This is a genomic window from Rathayibacter sp. AY1B4 (assembly GCF_002932815.1).
Taxonomy (GTDB): domain Bacteria; phylum Actinomycetota; class Actinomycetes; order Actinomycetales; family Microbacteriaceae; genus Rathayibacter.
In genome coordinates this window covers 49,183-63,228 of sequence record NZ_PSWN01000020.1, presented here as the reverse complement: position 1 = coordinate 63,228, position 14,046 = coordinate 49,183, and the positions used below count along the sequence as shown (strand labels likewise).

The following is a 14,046-nucleotide window of genomic DNA, read 5'->3' as shown; positions in this document are numbered from 1 at the left end:
GAAGAAGCGCCCCGGGTTGAACGAGTCGTAGGCCGCGAGGTTGTTCGCGAACCCCTGACCGCCCTCGACCAGCACGCGCTGCCCGCTGTAGCCGAATCCGCCGCCGATACCCACGGAGACGAGGATGCCGACCAGGGCGGAGTGGAAGACAAGGTTGCCGGTCTCGCGGAGGTAGCCGCGCTCAGCGGAGACGCTCGACCAGCGGCCGCGAGGGTCGTTGTACCGCTCGATGCGGTAGCCGGCGCGGCGCAGCATCGCGTGGGCGCCCTCGATCGCCTCCTCCGCAGTGGCGCCCTCAACTTCTCGGACGGTGTAGCCGGCAAGGCGTTGCAGACGGGCCGGCGTCTTCGGCGGGCGCGAGCGCATCGCCTGGAAGTGGTGCTTCGTCCGCGGGATGATGCAGCCGATCAGCGAGACGAACAGCAGCAGGTAGATGCTCGAGAACCACGCCGAGGTGTAGGTGTCGAAGGCCTGGACCTTGTCGAGCAGCGGCGCGAGGTCCGGGTTGTCGATGAAGTACTGGGTGACGCCGTTGGGGTCGGAGGAGCGCTGCGGCACGAGCGAGCCCGGCACCGCCGCGATCGCCAGCAGCAGCAGCAGGAACAGCGCGGTGCGCATGCTGGTGAGCTGGCGCCACATCCAGCGGACCCAGCCGGTGAAGCCGAGGGTCGGCTGCGTGATCGAGCCGTCGGAGTCGAAGTGGTCGGCCGGGCGGAAGTTCGCATCGGTGCGAGCCTGAGCCGTGTCGGGCTCGCGCTCGAGAGACGCGTCGTGGTCAGATCGCTGATCGGACGTCATGGATCACCGCGCCGAGAGCGTTGCAGGCGAGCGCACTGCTCGCCCCGCCGGCCATCAGCAGCCCGCTGACGGCTGCACCGCGACGGCGGAGGCGGGGACGATAGCGAGCTTGTCGTCGCGCACGAGCTGGATTCGATCAGCAGTCACAAGTCCTCAGTGTATGGACGCCGCTCGATGTCCGGCTGATCGTCGCGGCAGTCCAGAACCGTGGGCTGCACGCGAGTTCAAGGCTTTCAGCCACCGAGCCGATCGCCCGCTCACGATCCTTTCGCGGGCGGCCATGATCGGTTGCAGGGCTCGACTACCGGCGCCGAAACGCTCCATACAGTGCGCCGAGGACGATCAGGCTGCCGATCCCGACGAGTACCCAGGTACGGGGATCCTCGTTGACGCTGGTGCACACGCCTGGCGAGTTCACGTACTCCACGCAGGTACCCGAACGGTCACCGGCGAGAAGGACCACAGCGACGAGAGCAACCAACGCGATCGCGAGCCACCACCACCGAACGCGACGCCGAACCAATGCACCCATGACCAGACCGTACGACGACAGTGGTTCATCGAGGAGGCGGCCAGGTCTCGATAGTTCATCGATGTGGCCTGCCGCTCGCCTCTACCGGCGGAGGCGCCCGGTGCCAGAAGGTGGCAGGAGCGTTTAAGTACCCCTGAGCTGTCCCCACCCGAAGACGCTCTCCGCGATGAAGTCTTGAAGATCGCTCTGCACGGCCAGAGCGAGGACGAACACGGAGACGCCGCTCTGAAGCTCTCGCGATGAGCCCGTCTCCCCGAGGACTACCCACTGCGCGACGACGCTGCCGTCCTCGAGGCGATCTGCAGGACTCAGAGGAGAACCGTCCGGCCACTCTGCGAGCCGCACGAAGTGCAGCCGAAGTGACGAGCGTTCGTCCTCGTGCAGCATCGCCTCGAACACGGGAACGAGCGCCAGTCGAAGCTCCTCGATCGTCGTCACCGCACACCAGGGCTGTCGACGTAGACGTTCTCGCTGAGCGGCGTCCACGTCTCTTCGACTCCCCCGCCGTCCGGGACGACGTGGACCGTGTCGCGGCCGATCGCGCTGTCGAACCCGCCGGCCCCGCAGCTCTGGCCCCATGTGTCCTCGTCAGCGACGCTCGTCAGGCATGTCGTCTCCGGATCGCTCGTGCGCGCCAGGAACAGCGACAGGTCGCCGACTCGGCCGACGAGCCGGGAGCTGGTCTCGTCCATCTCGGACCAGGAGGCCCGCGGGGGCAGCGTCGGGAACGTATCGGCGTCGGTCGCCGCCCGGTCGAGGTCCGCGAAAGTGAGCGGCGGCCGCTCGGCGGTGGTGAAGCACCCACTGAGCGAGGCCGCGCCCGCGGCAGCGATGGCCGTGATGGCGAGGGTTCGAGCGGTCACCCTTGCGATGCTGCGCGGTCGACTTGTCCAGGTCACAGGGTCAGCCTAGGAAGCGCGGGACCAGGACACGCCCTTTCCGGAAACTAGGGTGAGGGCATGTTCCCCGCGCTCGGCACCGCGTTCCTCGCGGGCGCGCTCGCTCTCCTCTCCCCCTGTGCCGCACCGATCCTCCCCGGCATCGTCGGCGCGCTCACCTCGACAGGGGACGGGCGAGCTCGACCGTCTCGGCAGGTGTGGTCGATCCTCGCGTTCGCGGTCGGGGCCGCTCTCGTGCTGATCGGATCCGTGGCGCTGCTTCTCGCGTTCGGCGCGAATGTGAACCTCGCCCGGCCGCCGTACACGTTCATCGCCGGCGGACTGCTCATCGCCGCCGGCCTCTACTCCCTCGGCGTCCTCCGGATCCCCTGGATCACGAGAACGTCAACTCCGGGCGGCTCGGCCGCGAAGGCACTGCTGCTCGGAGTCAGCTGCGCCGCCGTCTGGTACCCCTGCCTCGGACCGTCCCTCGCCATCGCCTACGGCCTCGCCTCCAACATCGACACCGTGGGACTCGGCGTGATGCTGGGGTTCGTCTACTTCCTCGGCATGCTCACCCCGCTGTTCCTGCTCGGACTCGTCCTCGCCCGCGCAGCACGCTCACGCCGCTGGCTGCGCCGCATCGGCGCCTACGCCAACAAGGCCGTCGCCGCGCTCCTCATCGCGATCGGCGTCCTCGTCATCACCGGGCTCTGGAACTCCGTGTCGCTGTGGATCGTGGACAACTCAAGCTGGTTCCCCACCCTCTGACCCTCGGGCGGGATCGCCACGCAGCAACGCACGAAGCAAGGCGCCAGCCCCTCCGGTGAGTACAAGGCGAACACGCGACCACCTGTTTCAAGGTCTGATTTGTCGCGCACTGCGCGCATTCGCCCTTTGCAAGAAGAGCACCACTATGCAAAAAGACGACGGGGTGCCAATGATTAGCAAGAATGGTATTATCAGAAACCCAAAAGCGCTGGCAAGGGTTGCGGGAATTAAACAGACCCCAAATGCAACTAGCGAAATAAGCCAAGCTTTTCTCGTGATGCTCAGTGGTTGACGAGAACCCCCATTAGTGCTGCCACCAATAGACCTCGATATCTTCGCGGTCAAGGGCGACAGCGCGAGAAGAACTACAGCAACCAAAGCAAACGGCCACGCGTATTCAAAAACTGCATCTGCCAGCGTGTATTGCACTCCCGAGGCCGCTTCACGCATCGGTCCAGCAATCATAAGAGCAGATACCGTGTAAGAAACCGCTACAAGCAGGGCTATCCACGCGTGCGCAAGAAAACTTGCTCCTATTGTTGCCGAAGCGGAACGGTCACTTGGTCGACTCGAAGGCACGAGTTGAACCTAGCCGAACCTACGACCGGCGACGGCGAGAGTTGTCCGGGCCTGCGTCGGGCGCGTTCGGCCTCAGACGCGCACTCGGGCTCGGTCCGCTACGGGCGACGGAGACCCCCGATCGGCGCCCTCAGCCGGCCGCCGCCATCCACTGAACGATCCCCTAACGGAACAGTCAACTGCTCCGGGCGAGCCTCGATGACCACGAGCAGCCGACCGTGCGTCCGTTCGAGCTGAAGGGCGGTCAACTTTCCTCCGTCGTCTCAGCTCATCAGACGAGCCGAACCTGGTCGGCATGGAGGACACTTCGAGCATGTGGTTAGGGGGCGCGGCGCTTGAACGCCGGTTACGCGAGATGGATGACCCTGCGGCTCCCGAGCGGCCGATCGATTTCGACGGACCACGACTGGCCGCAAAGGTGGACGCGCTTGCAGCGCTCCTCGAGAAGAGCTTTCCCGGCGCGGTGTCGGTAGACGATCCGTGGAGTTGGCAGGACTCCGCAACGTTTACTCAGGTGACAGTGAACGGTGCAGCCACACGCACGACGGCAGACCTCGTCGTCGCCATCAGCCAGCACGGAGACCTCTGCTTCATCGCCCTCGAGAGGCCGGGAGCGTACTCGCGAGAGGAGTTCGACGCGCTGGTCGAACCGGAGGACCTGCAACCGATAACCGCAGCTCTCGAAGCCTTAGACTTCGCGGTCGCTGCCGAGGAATCCCTCTGGGGCCAGTACGACGGGCCGATCGTGATGAGCAATCCGAGCTGGCAAGAACGTTACTTCGGATACCCGCTGTGAGCGCATCCAACCTGAAAGCGGGACCGATCCTTAACGGAACGCTCTCGGTCGCGAGTCGGTTGCTCCTCGTGGTGAGAGCCGTGTCATGCCTACTGTTTTCCCGTGGGAGAACTCAAGGGAACGAGCGCGGCGGCAGTCGAGGCCGATCCTCGTCACGCTGAGGGGTGGAGGCGCCGTGGTTGAACGTCTGGACAGCTGGGATCCGAGCGGACTCCCGCCGGACCGGCAGACACCACCCCGCCAACGACGGTCGGTGAGACCGTCGATCGCGCTGGGCGCTCTAGCCGTCCTGACGGCCGCGGTTCTGTGGGTGGGTGATCTGGTGTTCGGAGTGCATGGCCCTTCCCACTACGTCAGCATCACCAACGACACCGGAGCCTCACTCACCTGGTCCTGCTCCTGGTCCGATCTTCACCTCGCCGCCGGGGAGACAGGTCAGCTGCGCATCCTCGACCAGCCCGACCAGGACTACGGCTGCGTCCCACAATCAGCCACCCCCTTCGTAGCGGCACACAACCACGACATCTGCCCGTCGCTCAACTCGATGACCGAGGGAAGGCAGTTCACGGCAACCGACTTCGCGAAGACCTACCGCTGCCCGTAGCCGGATACGCGACCGGTGAACGATCCCCTTTCGGGATAGTGACAACGGATCTACTCGGCGGTGATCAGCTCGCCGGGCACACCTTTAGACGCGAGGTCGACATCGCCCTGTGACGTCAGGAGCTCGCCGCTGATTCCGTCGTAGACGGCGGTGAAGACGTCCACCCGATGGAGGTCGAAGCCGTAGGGCACGTCCGTTTTCTCCGCCGGCGCGTGCACGGTCAGCGCCCACACTGGCTCGTCCGGTGCGACCCAGTAGTGGTCCGCGAGAGCGGGGTCGTACGCGGCGAGCTCCTTGTACGTGGCTCTGACCGCGTAGATCGGGTACTGCTTCTTCTCCTCCGCGCTGAGCGTCGAGAGACGGATTCCGAGACCGTTGGCGAGGTCGAGCGCCGGGTTCGTCAGCGTCTGTACGTCGACCATCGGGCCCTCAGAGGCGGCGGTGGCGATGGGGGTGCCCGGTGGGCCCTCCGTCGGGACGGTGGATGTAGGGGTTTCCGTTGGTTCGGCAGGCGTCTCGGTGGAGATGGGGGTCGTGCTCGCGGTGGCGTCGATGGTGACGGGGCCTGAGCGGATGCGCATCGTCGTGGTGGTCTGGGTGAGGCTGACGTCCTCTGCGCCCAGCACGTCCATCAGCCACTGCTCTCGTTCGCCGGCCGCGTCGAGGCAGCCGACGTACGTCGTCGCGGGGCCTCCGGTGACGACCCATACGGAGGTCTGCAGGCCGGCGGACTGGAGGTCGTAGGTGAGCGTGTTGCAGGGACCGTCGATGCTGAGCTCCGACCGGCCGTCGATGCCGGTGATGCGCAGGCTGACGGGGTGATCGAGCAGCCATTCGCCTGATCCTTGATCGCCGATGACAGCGGTGGTCTCGTAGACGGGCTTGGTCGCGTCTTCGGCGCTGAGCAGTTCACCCGGCACCTGCGACGTCGATGGAGACCCGGGGCTGCTGGCGCTCGTCGCGCATCCACTGACGAGGAGCGCCGCGGAGAGGCAGAGGATGCTGAGGGCGAGGGTTCTCGTGCGTCTGAAGGTCACTGGTCGACTCCGGTCTGGGTCGTGGGCGGGTTGGTGCAGTCGACTGTGGTGGTCAGTCCCGTGAAGATGTCGATCCGGCCGCCCTCCTGGCACACCTGGGTTCCTGCGAGGGAGAACAAGGCGGCGTCCGTTTCGTCTCCGTTGGTGCCCGCGAGCGCAGCACACGCCGCTGCGAGCGACGCGGTGGACTGCTTCGCGGGCGTCTGGATCTCGCCCGACAGGGCGACGCCCTGCTCGTCCTCTTCCCAGCAGGTCACGGGCGCCGCGACCGGAGTGCCGCGCTCCGTCGTCACCGCCGTGAGGACTGCCGCGCTGAGGACCGCGCCGGCGACGCCGGCGAGTGCCACTGCTGCGGCCTGGCCGAGGCGTCGGCGGTGGCGGATGCGGTGCGCGAGTCGGGCGCTGATGCGCTCGAGCTGCTCATCGCTCAGGTCACGACTGTCCATGGTCCTCTGTCCGTTCCGTCAGGATTCCCGTCAGCGATGCCCGCACCCGCGCGAGACGGTTGCGGACCGTCCCGTGGGACAGGCCGAGGGAGCGCGCGGCGTCGCTGTAGCTGAGGTCGTCCTCGATGCACGTCGTCCAGATCGCCCGGTCCGTCGCGCTCATCTGCTCGACCAGCCGCCGCACGTCCAACAGCCGGTCACCCGTCTCCGCGTCGACGCCGCGAGAAGCGATGTCGACGGACAGGGGCTGGTAGCGCCGGCGCTGCTCGCGGCGATTGGTCGAGGAGCTGATGTTGCGTGCCGTCACCAGCAGCCACGGCAGCACCGACTCCCCCACAATGCGCACGCTCGAGCGGCGCTGCCAGAGCAGGAAGAAGCTCTCCTGCACGACGTCCTCCGCCTGGCCGGCGTCCGCGAGGAAGCTTCCCGCGGCCCGGTAGACCGCGCGGCCGTGCATCCGGAAGAGAGCATCCAGCGCCGAAGGGTCACCACCGCGAAGACGATCCACCAGCGTCGCCTCAGCAGCACCGACCATCCGACATCACCCCCTCAGTAGTGAATGCCCTCAGAGCACGGTTTCGTCTCAGGCGTCGTTAACGAACTTTGTCGGTTCGACAGTGCCTCTGTGACCTATCCCCTACCGGACGCCCGCCAGATCATCATCCGCGCGCGACGGTCGGCCTGGCATCGCGCCGCCGTGATCATCGCTCGGGAGTCGAGGGACGGCCTTAAGGCATGTGGGAGGCGATGGCCGCGAGGGCGAAGCCGACGAGTGCGGTCGGCAACGCCAGGATGCACCAGACGATTTCCCACCCGTGGTGAGCATGGGCCCCGCTTGTCGCGCGAATGACGGTGAGGACCCAGACGCTGATAGCGCTGGTGAGGGCGACGATGCCAGCCGCGAGGAGGAAGGCTTTCCCTGCTGCGGCCTCCTCGTCGGTGGGCATCAATCCCATGCCGATTCCTCTCTCGCTGATGGAGAGGTAGGTCAGCACGACGGGCGCGACGATCATCCCGAGGACGGCGATCGCGGCGATCACCGGACTCAGGGGTCCCTTCCGAGCGACGTCAACCACGCAGTGCACACTATCCGCGCGTCGCTAAGCCCCCCCTGCGAGCGGGCCGCTCGTCGTCCGGCATGGAGACGCCCTGCCGGACGCCCGCTGGACCATCCCCATACGGGACGCGCACAAGGCGCTCGGGTTCGCGAGACTGAACTGATGTCGGGGTTGCTGGTCATCGATCTCGTGTCGCGCGTGATCAGAGCCCGCTGCGGCCGAGCCGCGGCGCATGAGAGGTGACGCGCCCGACGTCGGGAATCAGCACGCCTCATGATTCACGGCGACGGAGAACAGGACATCAACCGGCCGATCTGCGGCGTCGGCTCAGTGCCCAGACGAGCGCGCCCGCGAGGAGCACCCCGCAGGTCAGCCCGGCGACGTGCAGGCCCAGCGACGGCACTCCGTTCTCGGGGAGCAGGAAGCCGTACGGCACCCACCCGTCGGTCGCTCCGCGGACGAGCACGACGACGACCCAGACGATCGGGTAGGGCAGGACCACCCACAGCCGGCGCCAGGAGAGCGGTCCGCGGTCGGCGACGACTATCCAGTCGAGGAGGACGAGCGCGGGGAGCACCACGTGCAGGACGGCGCTGACCCAGGGCGGAGCCGTCCCGGTACCGGGAACGAGGGTGTTGTAGATCACGGCGACGACGATCGAGTAGGCCGTCGCCGCGCCGCGGACGTAGCTCAGCCACACCGGCGTCGGACGGCGGGCGAGCGCGACCGATCCGGCGACGATGAGCACCGCGCTCGCGAGGAGGCTGGTCTGGTTCGTGAAGTAGCCGAAGTAGTCGAACGGATTCGGGTCGCCGGCCACGATGCTCAGCGCGTAGGTGTGGAGGATCACCGCGACCGCGGCTGCACCGACCGCGATGCGCGCAGCGCCCACGAGTGGGCGGGTCGATGCCGGGGAACTCATCGGGTCAGCCTAGGAGCCGTGGGGCTTCCTGATGGCCCGCGACAGACGCTCCCCCTTCGGAACGGTGCTGAGCATTTCAGGCCGAGACGCGACCACGAGGAAAGCGGTGACGTCACTTAACCTGAGCCGGTGGGGACGTTCTCGAAAGTGCGCAACACGGTCGCGGTCGCGGCATGCCTGGCGGTCGTGACGGGATGCACGGCGCAGCCTGCACCACCGACTCCGCCACCGGCGACGAACACGGACGACGGCTTCACCTCCCCGCTGACCGGCGATCTAGGCGTGGCGACGTTCACCGGGAGCGACGGGACCACCGGCGCCGTCCAGTTGAGCGCGGCGGACGGCCGGCTGGCCCTGACATCCGACGAGCTCGTCATCCCCGCCGCGTCCTCCGGTTCCGACGATTCGGCATGACGGCCGACGACCTGTTCTACCTCAACCCGTTCCGGTTCCCCTCGGACGAGATCCTCCGCGTCGGTGAGGACCTGAATCTCACCGTTGCCGCCCGATGACCGCGAGCCAGACGGTCGCCCTCGACGGAGGAGCGTGATGGTCGCCGTATCGGCCGCGGCGCTCTTCCTGCCCCAGCTGCGGATGCTGCCGCGGCCCGTCATCGACCAGGAGCACCCGTGTTTCTAGCGTTCCTCGCTGGCGCTCCGGCCGTCATCGGAATCCTGTGGCTCGTCAACCTCTCAGGCGACGGGTCCCAAGAGAAGGTGCGGCGGGACACCTGCATCGGCGCTCTCGTCGTCAGCCTGCTGTTCATCGTCGGAGCCGTCGTCTACTGGTTCGTGCCGGTGGAGACGAGCAACGATGCTCAGGGATCGTTCGGCGGTTCCGCCTTCGCCGTCGCTGCGCTGGTCGTCAGCGGCATCCTCGGCCTCCTCCTCACCTTCATCCTCTGGCTCACGATGCCAAGAGGGACAGGGGTGGAGCGCGACTGATGTCCGGCGCTGCTCGCACGACGATGTGATCGACAGGCGTTCACACCACTGACCCCGCGGAGACACTTCGACAGGGCGATGAGAATCGCGCCCTGCGTAGGCTGAGCGACAGTCCGACGGACGGAGCAGCGCACACCATGACAGACACGAACGCGATCGGCCGGCTATCCGTCATGGCCGCTGCGACCGGGCTCGTTCTGGCCCTGGCCGGGTGCACGGCACCCCTCGATGGAACCGCCGTCGCCAGCCCCTCGGCGACGTCCGCCGCTCCCAGCCTTCCTACGAACAGCCCCACGGATGACTTTGATGCAACGGACGCTCCCGCCGCCCAGTCGCTTCTGGAGCAGCTGCCCATCCGCACGTCGCTCGAGAGCGTGTCCAACGATGCGAGCGGCGATCTCCTGATCGAGGAGCGAGAGGACGGGACAGTGTGGCTGTCCTTCAGCGGGCTGAACCTGACCGGAGCAGTGGAACCGCGAGTCCTTCTCACGAGCGCTCCACTCGAGGACAACGACGGCGAGTTGAGGTTCCCTGCGGACGTCGGAAGCGAGGTCGGCTCGCTGACAGCGGATGCTGATCCGGAATTGCAGATCATCGATCCCGACACGATCGGCAGCATCGAGAGCGTCCTCATCCTGGGTGTCGGTGATCCCGGCACCCGTCAGCTCGCAGCCGCTCGAGTGCCGCCCTCCAGCACGGAACAGTGACGCCGCTGCGCCGCGAACGGGCATCGCCAGGCATCGCTGCCAGCACCCGCGTCGCCCCAGGAGCATCACGAGCGCCCCGACTCGTCGTGGAACGCGCACGAGCTCTCATGGTGTTCTCCGCGTGAATCACCGGTCATCGATTCGGAAGGAACGCGATCCGCGCACTCCGGTTGCGATGCTCGCTGTGGCCGCCGTCGGCGTGCATCTAGTTCCCGGCTTCCTACTCGTCCACGCGTTCCACATCGGGCTCTTCGGAATCGACATCGGAGCAGGAGCCGCCTACCCGAGCAGTCACGACGTTCCCCGAGCCCGCTTTGAAGCAGACCTGGACCACGTTCTTCGCTGGCCGAGTGAACGCACGCGAAGCGTGGGCCGGCTCGTCGGCGCACTCCGGCAGCCTTTTCGAGAGGAACGCCTGACACGCTGAACGTCCGCACCCGGTAGACCATCCCCTACTGGGACGGCGACTCGCCGCGCGATGGCGTCCCGACGTCATCGCGGCCGACGCCGGAGTCGGGGACAGTCAGCGTGTCGGAAGCGAGTTCGATGGCTTGCTCGCGGGTGAGGTGCTGCGGGAAGTTCACGTGAGCGAACCGGCCCGTGGGATCGTCGGAAGAGGACGGCATCGAGACACTGCTTCCCTGGAGGAACGTCACGATCGCGTCCTGGGTGTGGTCGGTGGTGACTCGGCCCAGCCTGTCGCGCAGTTCGAGGAGCACCTTCTGGCCTGGCGCCGACACCTCGAGGACGACCTGTTTCGACCGACCGGTCTCGATCCTCCGTGCCGTGGTGAACGACGCGAAGGGCGTGACCCGCGAGCGCACGCGAACCGTCTCGGCTGACAGGTCGGCGTACGGTGCAGGTTGGCGAATCGCGTGCACGACGAGCGGCAGAACGTTCAACACGACGAGCGCACCGACGAGTACCGCCAGGCGAGCAGCAAGGTGAACGGCGTCCGGGTCCAGTGCGTCGAAGATGACGTTGCCGCCGATGATCGCAACGACAGTGACTCCGATGAGAACACGCTCCGTCGGCGCTCCTGCGCGACTGAACCAGTTCCATTGAGTGAGTCGCACCTCGGACGCCGAGCGTCCACTTGTGAACCCTGCCGCCATCGCTCACCCCTTCGGTTTCGTTCAGCCTGTCCTACGGCCTGCGGTACTGGCCACTGGACGCTCAACCCCGACCGACGATCCTCAATCGAGACGGCGTTCTGTTGCCATGAAGCTCGAAGGGCCTCGTGACTCGCACCGACGAGCAGGTGCGAGAAGGTCACTCATGAGCACTGACGAGGAGCGGTGGAACCACACGGGGCTGATTCGAGTGTTCACCATCACCGCGTGCGCCTCTCTCGCCGCCGCCATCGCGTTCATGATCCTCGAGCTCACGACGGACCTCGACGCCGCGACGGGCGCGTTCATCTTCCTGACGCTGTTTGTCCTGAATGTCGGGCTGATTCTCGCCCGGCGACGACAGGAGGTTGCAACGGACACACCGGTCGTTCCCTTCTGAAGCGCATTGCTCCGTATGGGGATCCTTCAGCGGAACGATCAGGCGTTCGGTGCGGGTGCGAGTGTTGCGCTTCCGGAGACGACCATCCAGCGCCCGGCGATTCGTCGCCATGCGCGGACGTAGTGAAGCCGAGCCTCGATCCGTGTGCCGTGGTCGATCACAACGACGTCTACGACGGACGTGGTCTGGGCGCCGCCGGCAGAGGCCAGCGTGCTGCGACTGATTTCATCGATCGACTCGAACTTCGTTGTGCCCGACGAATGTGCTCCGAGATCTTCGTCCCGGCTGATGATCGAGCCTTCGGGTGTCGTGAAGATCAGCTCGGGTGCGAGCAGTCGACCAAGCGCATCGACGTCACTTGCGCGCATCGCGTCCAGCAATCGATCCTCGGCAGCATCGACGGTTTCGTGGAGCATGGATGGGAACGACATCCGGAAAGAGTATCTCTGCTCGTTGCGCGGCCTGCGTCCGTAGGGGGATCAGGTGCCGGGACCCTCTTCTCTCAGGCAGGAGTGTCGGAGCTCGATACTGATGTCATGGCATCACCGCTCGTCTCCGACGTCGCTCACTCCGGTCTCACCGTGGCCGACCTCGACGATGCGCTGGTGCTGTGGTGCTCCGGTCTCGGGTTCGTGCTCGAGCGCACCTTCACGCTCGACGTGGACGTCACGGCGGCGACCACCGGCGTCCGTGGAGCCGTGATCCGGGCAGCGACGGTGACCCTCGGCCCCCACCGGGTGGAGCTGCTGCAGTACGACCCGCCCCGACAGCTCGAGTCCGTCGGCTCGCCCGCACAGATCGGCACGGTGCACATCGCGCTCACGGTCTCGAACCTCGATCGTGTCCTCGAGCTCTGCGCTGGACACGGCTGGAGACCGGTCGGGACGCCTCACCGGATGACCGGTGGCGCCCGAGCCGGCACACGCATCATCTACCTCGAAGGTGCCCTCGGTGGATTCCTCGAACTGATCGCGCCCCCACAGCTCCCGTAGTCCGCGTCGGCCGATCGCGTCGCGCGCCCGACCTCTCAGCCCGCCAGCCTCCCCATCCACTCCTCCACCGCGTCGGGCGTGCGCGGCATCGCCGCCGAGAGCAGGATCGACGACGTCTCCGTGACCACGAGGTCGTCCTCGATCCGGATGCCCAGGCCCCGCAGCTCGGCGGGGACCGTCAGGTCGCCCGGCTGGAAGTAGAGGCCCGGCTCCACGGTGAGGGTGTGGCCGGCCGCGAGCACTCCGCCGAGATACGTCTCGTGCGGAGCGTGGTTGCAGTCGTGCACGTCCATCCCGAGCATGTGCCCGGCGCGGGAGATGCTCCACCGGCGGTGGTACGACGCGGACGGGGCCATGGCCTCGTCGACCGAGCAGCGGATCAGGCCGAGGTCGATCAGCCCCTCGGTGAGGGCTCGCCCGCACGCGTCCTGGTAGTCCTGGAAGCGCACTCCCGCGCGCAGGGAGTCGATGCCGGCCTGCTGCGCGCGCAGCACGATCGAGTACACGTCCCGCTGCAGCGGAGTGAACTCTCCGCTGACCGGGAAGGTGCGGGTGATGTCGGCGGCGTAGAGCGAGGGCAGCTCGACGCCCATGTCCATCAGGACGAGGTCGCCGTCGGCGAGGGGCCCGGTGTTCCGCGTGTAGTGCAGGGTCGTGGCGTGCGCTCCCGAGGCGACGACCGATCCGTAGGCCGGCCCCTGCCCCTCGACCAGGGCGCGGCGGGCGAAGGTGCCCTCGAGGTAGCGCTCGCCGCGCGGCATCCCGCGGGCGACCGGCCACGCCTCGAGGCAGTCGTCGAAGCCCCGCGCCGTGCCGTCGACGGCGAGCTGCAGCCGTCCGATCTCCCAGTCGTTCTTGATCAGGCGCAGCTCGTCGAGCGTCGCCTTGAGCACGAGGTGCGGTCCGAGCTCCGGCCCGCAGATGCTCCGCACCAGCTCGTCGACGCTCTCGTCGAGGGTGGGCAGCACGCGGATGCGCCGGGCCCGCCGCGCGGCCCGCTCCACGTCGCGCGTGAAGTCGGCCAGCGGCCGGGTCTCGACGCCCAGCGCCGCCTGCGTCTCGGCGAGCGACGGCCGCGGCCCGACCCAGAGGTCGCCGAGGGCGTCGTTCTGCCAGAACTCGTCGCCGTCGCGGCCCGAGGGAGCCCGCAGGTACAGGATCGAGCCGGCCTCCCCTCCCGTCGTGTCGACGACGAGCACGCTCTCGGCGACTCCGTTGCCCGTCAGCCACACGTGGTCGGTGCCCGGGCGGAAGCGGTGGTCGCTGTCGTTCGAGCGCACCCGCGGCAGGCCGGCGGGGATGATCAGCAGCTCGGCGGGCAGCGCCTGCGCCAGTCGCGACCGGCGCTCCGCGGTGTAGGCGAGCACCGGGTCGTCGGGGTCGATCACCGGCTCCGGATCGGCCCAGCCGGCGGTCATGAACGCGCCGTCCCCGGGGAGCGGGCTGCGGTTCACGGCCCTCGGCATGCTC

Annotated in this window: 19 protein-coding genes; 8 read left to right on the top strand and 11 right to left on the bottom strand. The window is 67.3% G+C overall.

All coding sequences use genetic code 11. The annotated features are described in order from the left end of the window. The 3 genes from C5D66_RS13040 to C5D66_RS13030 form a co-directional block, all read right to left on the bottom strand. A partial coding sequence (locus tag C5D66_RS13040) for a cytochrome c biogenesis protein ResB (protein WP_146086960.1) occupies positions 1-798 on the bottom strand: 798 nt, incomplete at its 3' end. 655 nt (positions 799-1,453) lie between these two features. Next, positions 1,454-1,768 carry a hypothetical protein gene (locus C5D66_RS13035; protein ID WP_104255884.1) on the bottom strand — a complete coding sequence of 105 codons (315 nt, stop codon included), beginning with the start codon at positions 1,766-1,768 and terminating at the stop codon, positions 1,454-1,456. Next, positions 1,765-2,193 carry a hypothetical protein gene (locus C5D66_RS13030; RefSeq protein ID WP_104255885.1) on the bottom strand — a complete coding sequence of 143 codons (429 nt, stop codon included), beginning with the start codon at positions 2,191-2,193 and terminating at the stop codon, positions 1,765-1,767. The genes C5D66_RS13035 and C5D66_RS13030 overlap by 4 nt, the downstream gene beginning before the upstream one ends. A 96-nt stretch (positions 2,194-2,289) precedes the next feature. Here C5D66_RS13030 and C5D66_RS13025 point away from each other — a divergent pair, with 96 nt between their 5' ends. The 3 genes from C5D66_RS13025 (at position 2,290) to C5D66_RS13015 (ending at position 4,958) form a co-directional block, all read left to right on the top strand. Continuing rightward, a complete protein-coding gene (locus C5D66_RS13025; RefSeq protein WP_104255886.1) occupies positions 2,290-2,979 on the top strand; it encodes a cytochrome c biogenesis CcdA family protein in 690 nt (229 codons plus the stop codon). 874 nt (positions 2,980-3,853) lie between these two features. Next, positions 3,854-4,354 (top strand): hypothetical protein, encoded by a 501-nt coding sequence (locus tag C5D66_RS13020; RefSeq protein WP_104255887.1) that lies wholly within the window; start codon positions 3,854-3,856, stop codon positions 4,352-4,354. A 331-nt stretch (positions 4,355-4,685) separates the two neighbouring features. Then, a complete protein-coding gene (locus C5D66_RS13015; RefSeq protein ID WP_146083171.1) occupies positions 4,686-4,958 on the top strand; it encodes a hypothetical protein in 273 nt (90 codons plus the stop codon). Positions 4,959-5,008: 50 nt separating this feature from the next. On the opposite strand, the gene C5D66_RS13010 is transcribed toward C5D66_RS13015, so the two are convergent. From C5D66_RS13010 to C5D66_RS12990, 5 genes are all read right to left on the bottom strand, one after another. Then, positions 5,009-5,995, bottom strand: coding sequence for a hypothetical protein (locus C5D66_RS13010; RefSeq protein WP_104255889.1), 987 nt, complete (start codon positions 5,993-5,995; stop codon positions 5,009-5,011). Continuing rightward, positions 5,992-6,441, bottom strand: coding sequence for a hypothetical protein (locus C5D66_RS13005; RefSeq protein ID WP_104255890.1), 450 nt, complete (start codon positions 6,439-6,441; stop codon positions 5,992-5,994). Before C5D66_RS13005 ends, C5D66_RS13010 begins: the two co-directional genes overlap by 4 nt. Then, positions 6,428-6,976, bottom strand: coding sequence for an RNA polymerase sigma factor (locus tag C5D66_RS13000; RefSeq protein WP_104255891.1), 549 nt, complete (start codon positions 6,974-6,976; stop codon positions 6,428-6,430). Before C5D66_RS13000 ends, C5D66_RS13005 begins: the two co-directional genes overlap by 14 nt. Before the next feature lie 193 nt (positions 6,977-7,169). Further along, complete coding sequence (locus C5D66_RS12995) at positions 7,170-7,517, bottom strand: hypothetical protein (RefSeq protein WP_146083172.1); 348 nt, start codon at positions 7,515-7,517, stop codon at positions 7,170-7,172. Between the two features lie 283 nt (positions 7,518-7,800). Next, a complete protein-coding gene (locus C5D66_RS12990) occupies positions 7,801-8,421 on the bottom strand; it encodes a Pr6Pr family membrane protein (RefSeq protein WP_104255893.1) in 621 nt (206 codons plus the stop codon). Positions 8,422-8,550: 129 nt separating this feature from the next. Here C5D66_RS12990 and C5D66_RS12985 point away from each other — a divergent pair, with 129 nt between their 5' ends. The 3 genes from C5D66_RS12985 (at position 8,551) to C5D66_RS12975 (ending at position 10,072) form a co-directional block, all read left to right on the top strand. After that, the gene (locus tag C5D66_RS12985) at positions 8,551-8,835 is read left to right on the top strand and encodes a hypothetical protein (RefSeq protein WP_104255894.1); all 285 of its coding nucleotides are present in this window, start codon (positions 8,551-8,553) and stop codon (positions 8,833-8,835) included. Positions 8,836-9,050: 215 nt separating this feature from the next. Continuing rightward, complete coding sequence (locus tag C5D66_RS12980) at positions 9,051-9,365, top strand: hypothetical protein (protein ID WP_104255895.1); 315 nt, start codon at positions 9,051-9,053, stop codon at positions 9,363-9,365. Positions 9,366-9,502: 137 nt separating this feature from the next. Next, entirely contained in the window at positions 9,503-10,072 is a 570-nt protein-coding gene (locus C5D66_RS12975; protein ID WP_104255896.1) for a hypothetical protein, read from the top strand. Between the two features lie 452 nt (positions 10,073-10,524). Here C5D66_RS12975 and C5D66_RS12970 read toward each other — a convergent pair whose 3' ends face one another. Next, on the bottom strand, positions 10,525-11,187 hold the full coding sequence (locus C5D66_RS12970) for a hypothetical protein (RefSeq protein WP_104255897.1): 663 nt from the start codon (positions 11,185-11,187) through the stop codon (positions 10,525-10,527). A gap of 163 nt (positions 11,188-11,350) precedes the next feature. Here C5D66_RS12970 and C5D66_RS12965 point away from each other — a divergent pair, with 163 nt between their 5' ends. Next, complete coding sequence (locus tag C5D66_RS12965) at positions 11,351-11,584, top strand: hypothetical protein (RefSeq protein ID WP_104233966.1); 234 nt, start codon at positions 11,351-11,353, stop codon at positions 11,582-11,584. A gap of 38 nt (positions 11,585-11,622) precedes the next feature. Here C5D66_RS12965 and C5D66_RS12960 read toward each other — a convergent pair whose 3' ends face one another. Continuing rightward, positions 11,623-12,015, bottom strand: coding sequence for a nuclear transport factor 2 family protein (locus tag C5D66_RS12960; protein WP_104233967.1), 393 nt, complete (start codon positions 12,013-12,015; stop codon positions 11,623-11,625). 105 nt (positions 12,016-12,120) lie between these two features. Between C5D66_RS12960 and C5D66_RS12955 the strand changes: the two genes are divergently transcribed. Further along, on the top strand, positions 12,121-12,576 hold the full coding sequence (locus C5D66_RS12955) for a VOC family protein (protein WP_104255898.1): 456 nt from the start codon (positions 12,121-12,123) through the stop codon (positions 12,574-12,576). 35 nt (positions 12,577-12,611) lie between these two features. On the opposite strand, the gene C5D66_RS12950 is transcribed toward C5D66_RS12955, so the two are convergent. Then, positions 12,612-14,030, bottom strand: coding sequence for an aminopeptidase P family protein (locus C5D66_RS12950; protein ID WP_219815200.1), 1,419 nt, complete (start codon positions 14,028-14,030; stop codon positions 12,612-12,614). Between the last annotated feature and the right edge of the window lie 16 nt (positions 14,031-14,046).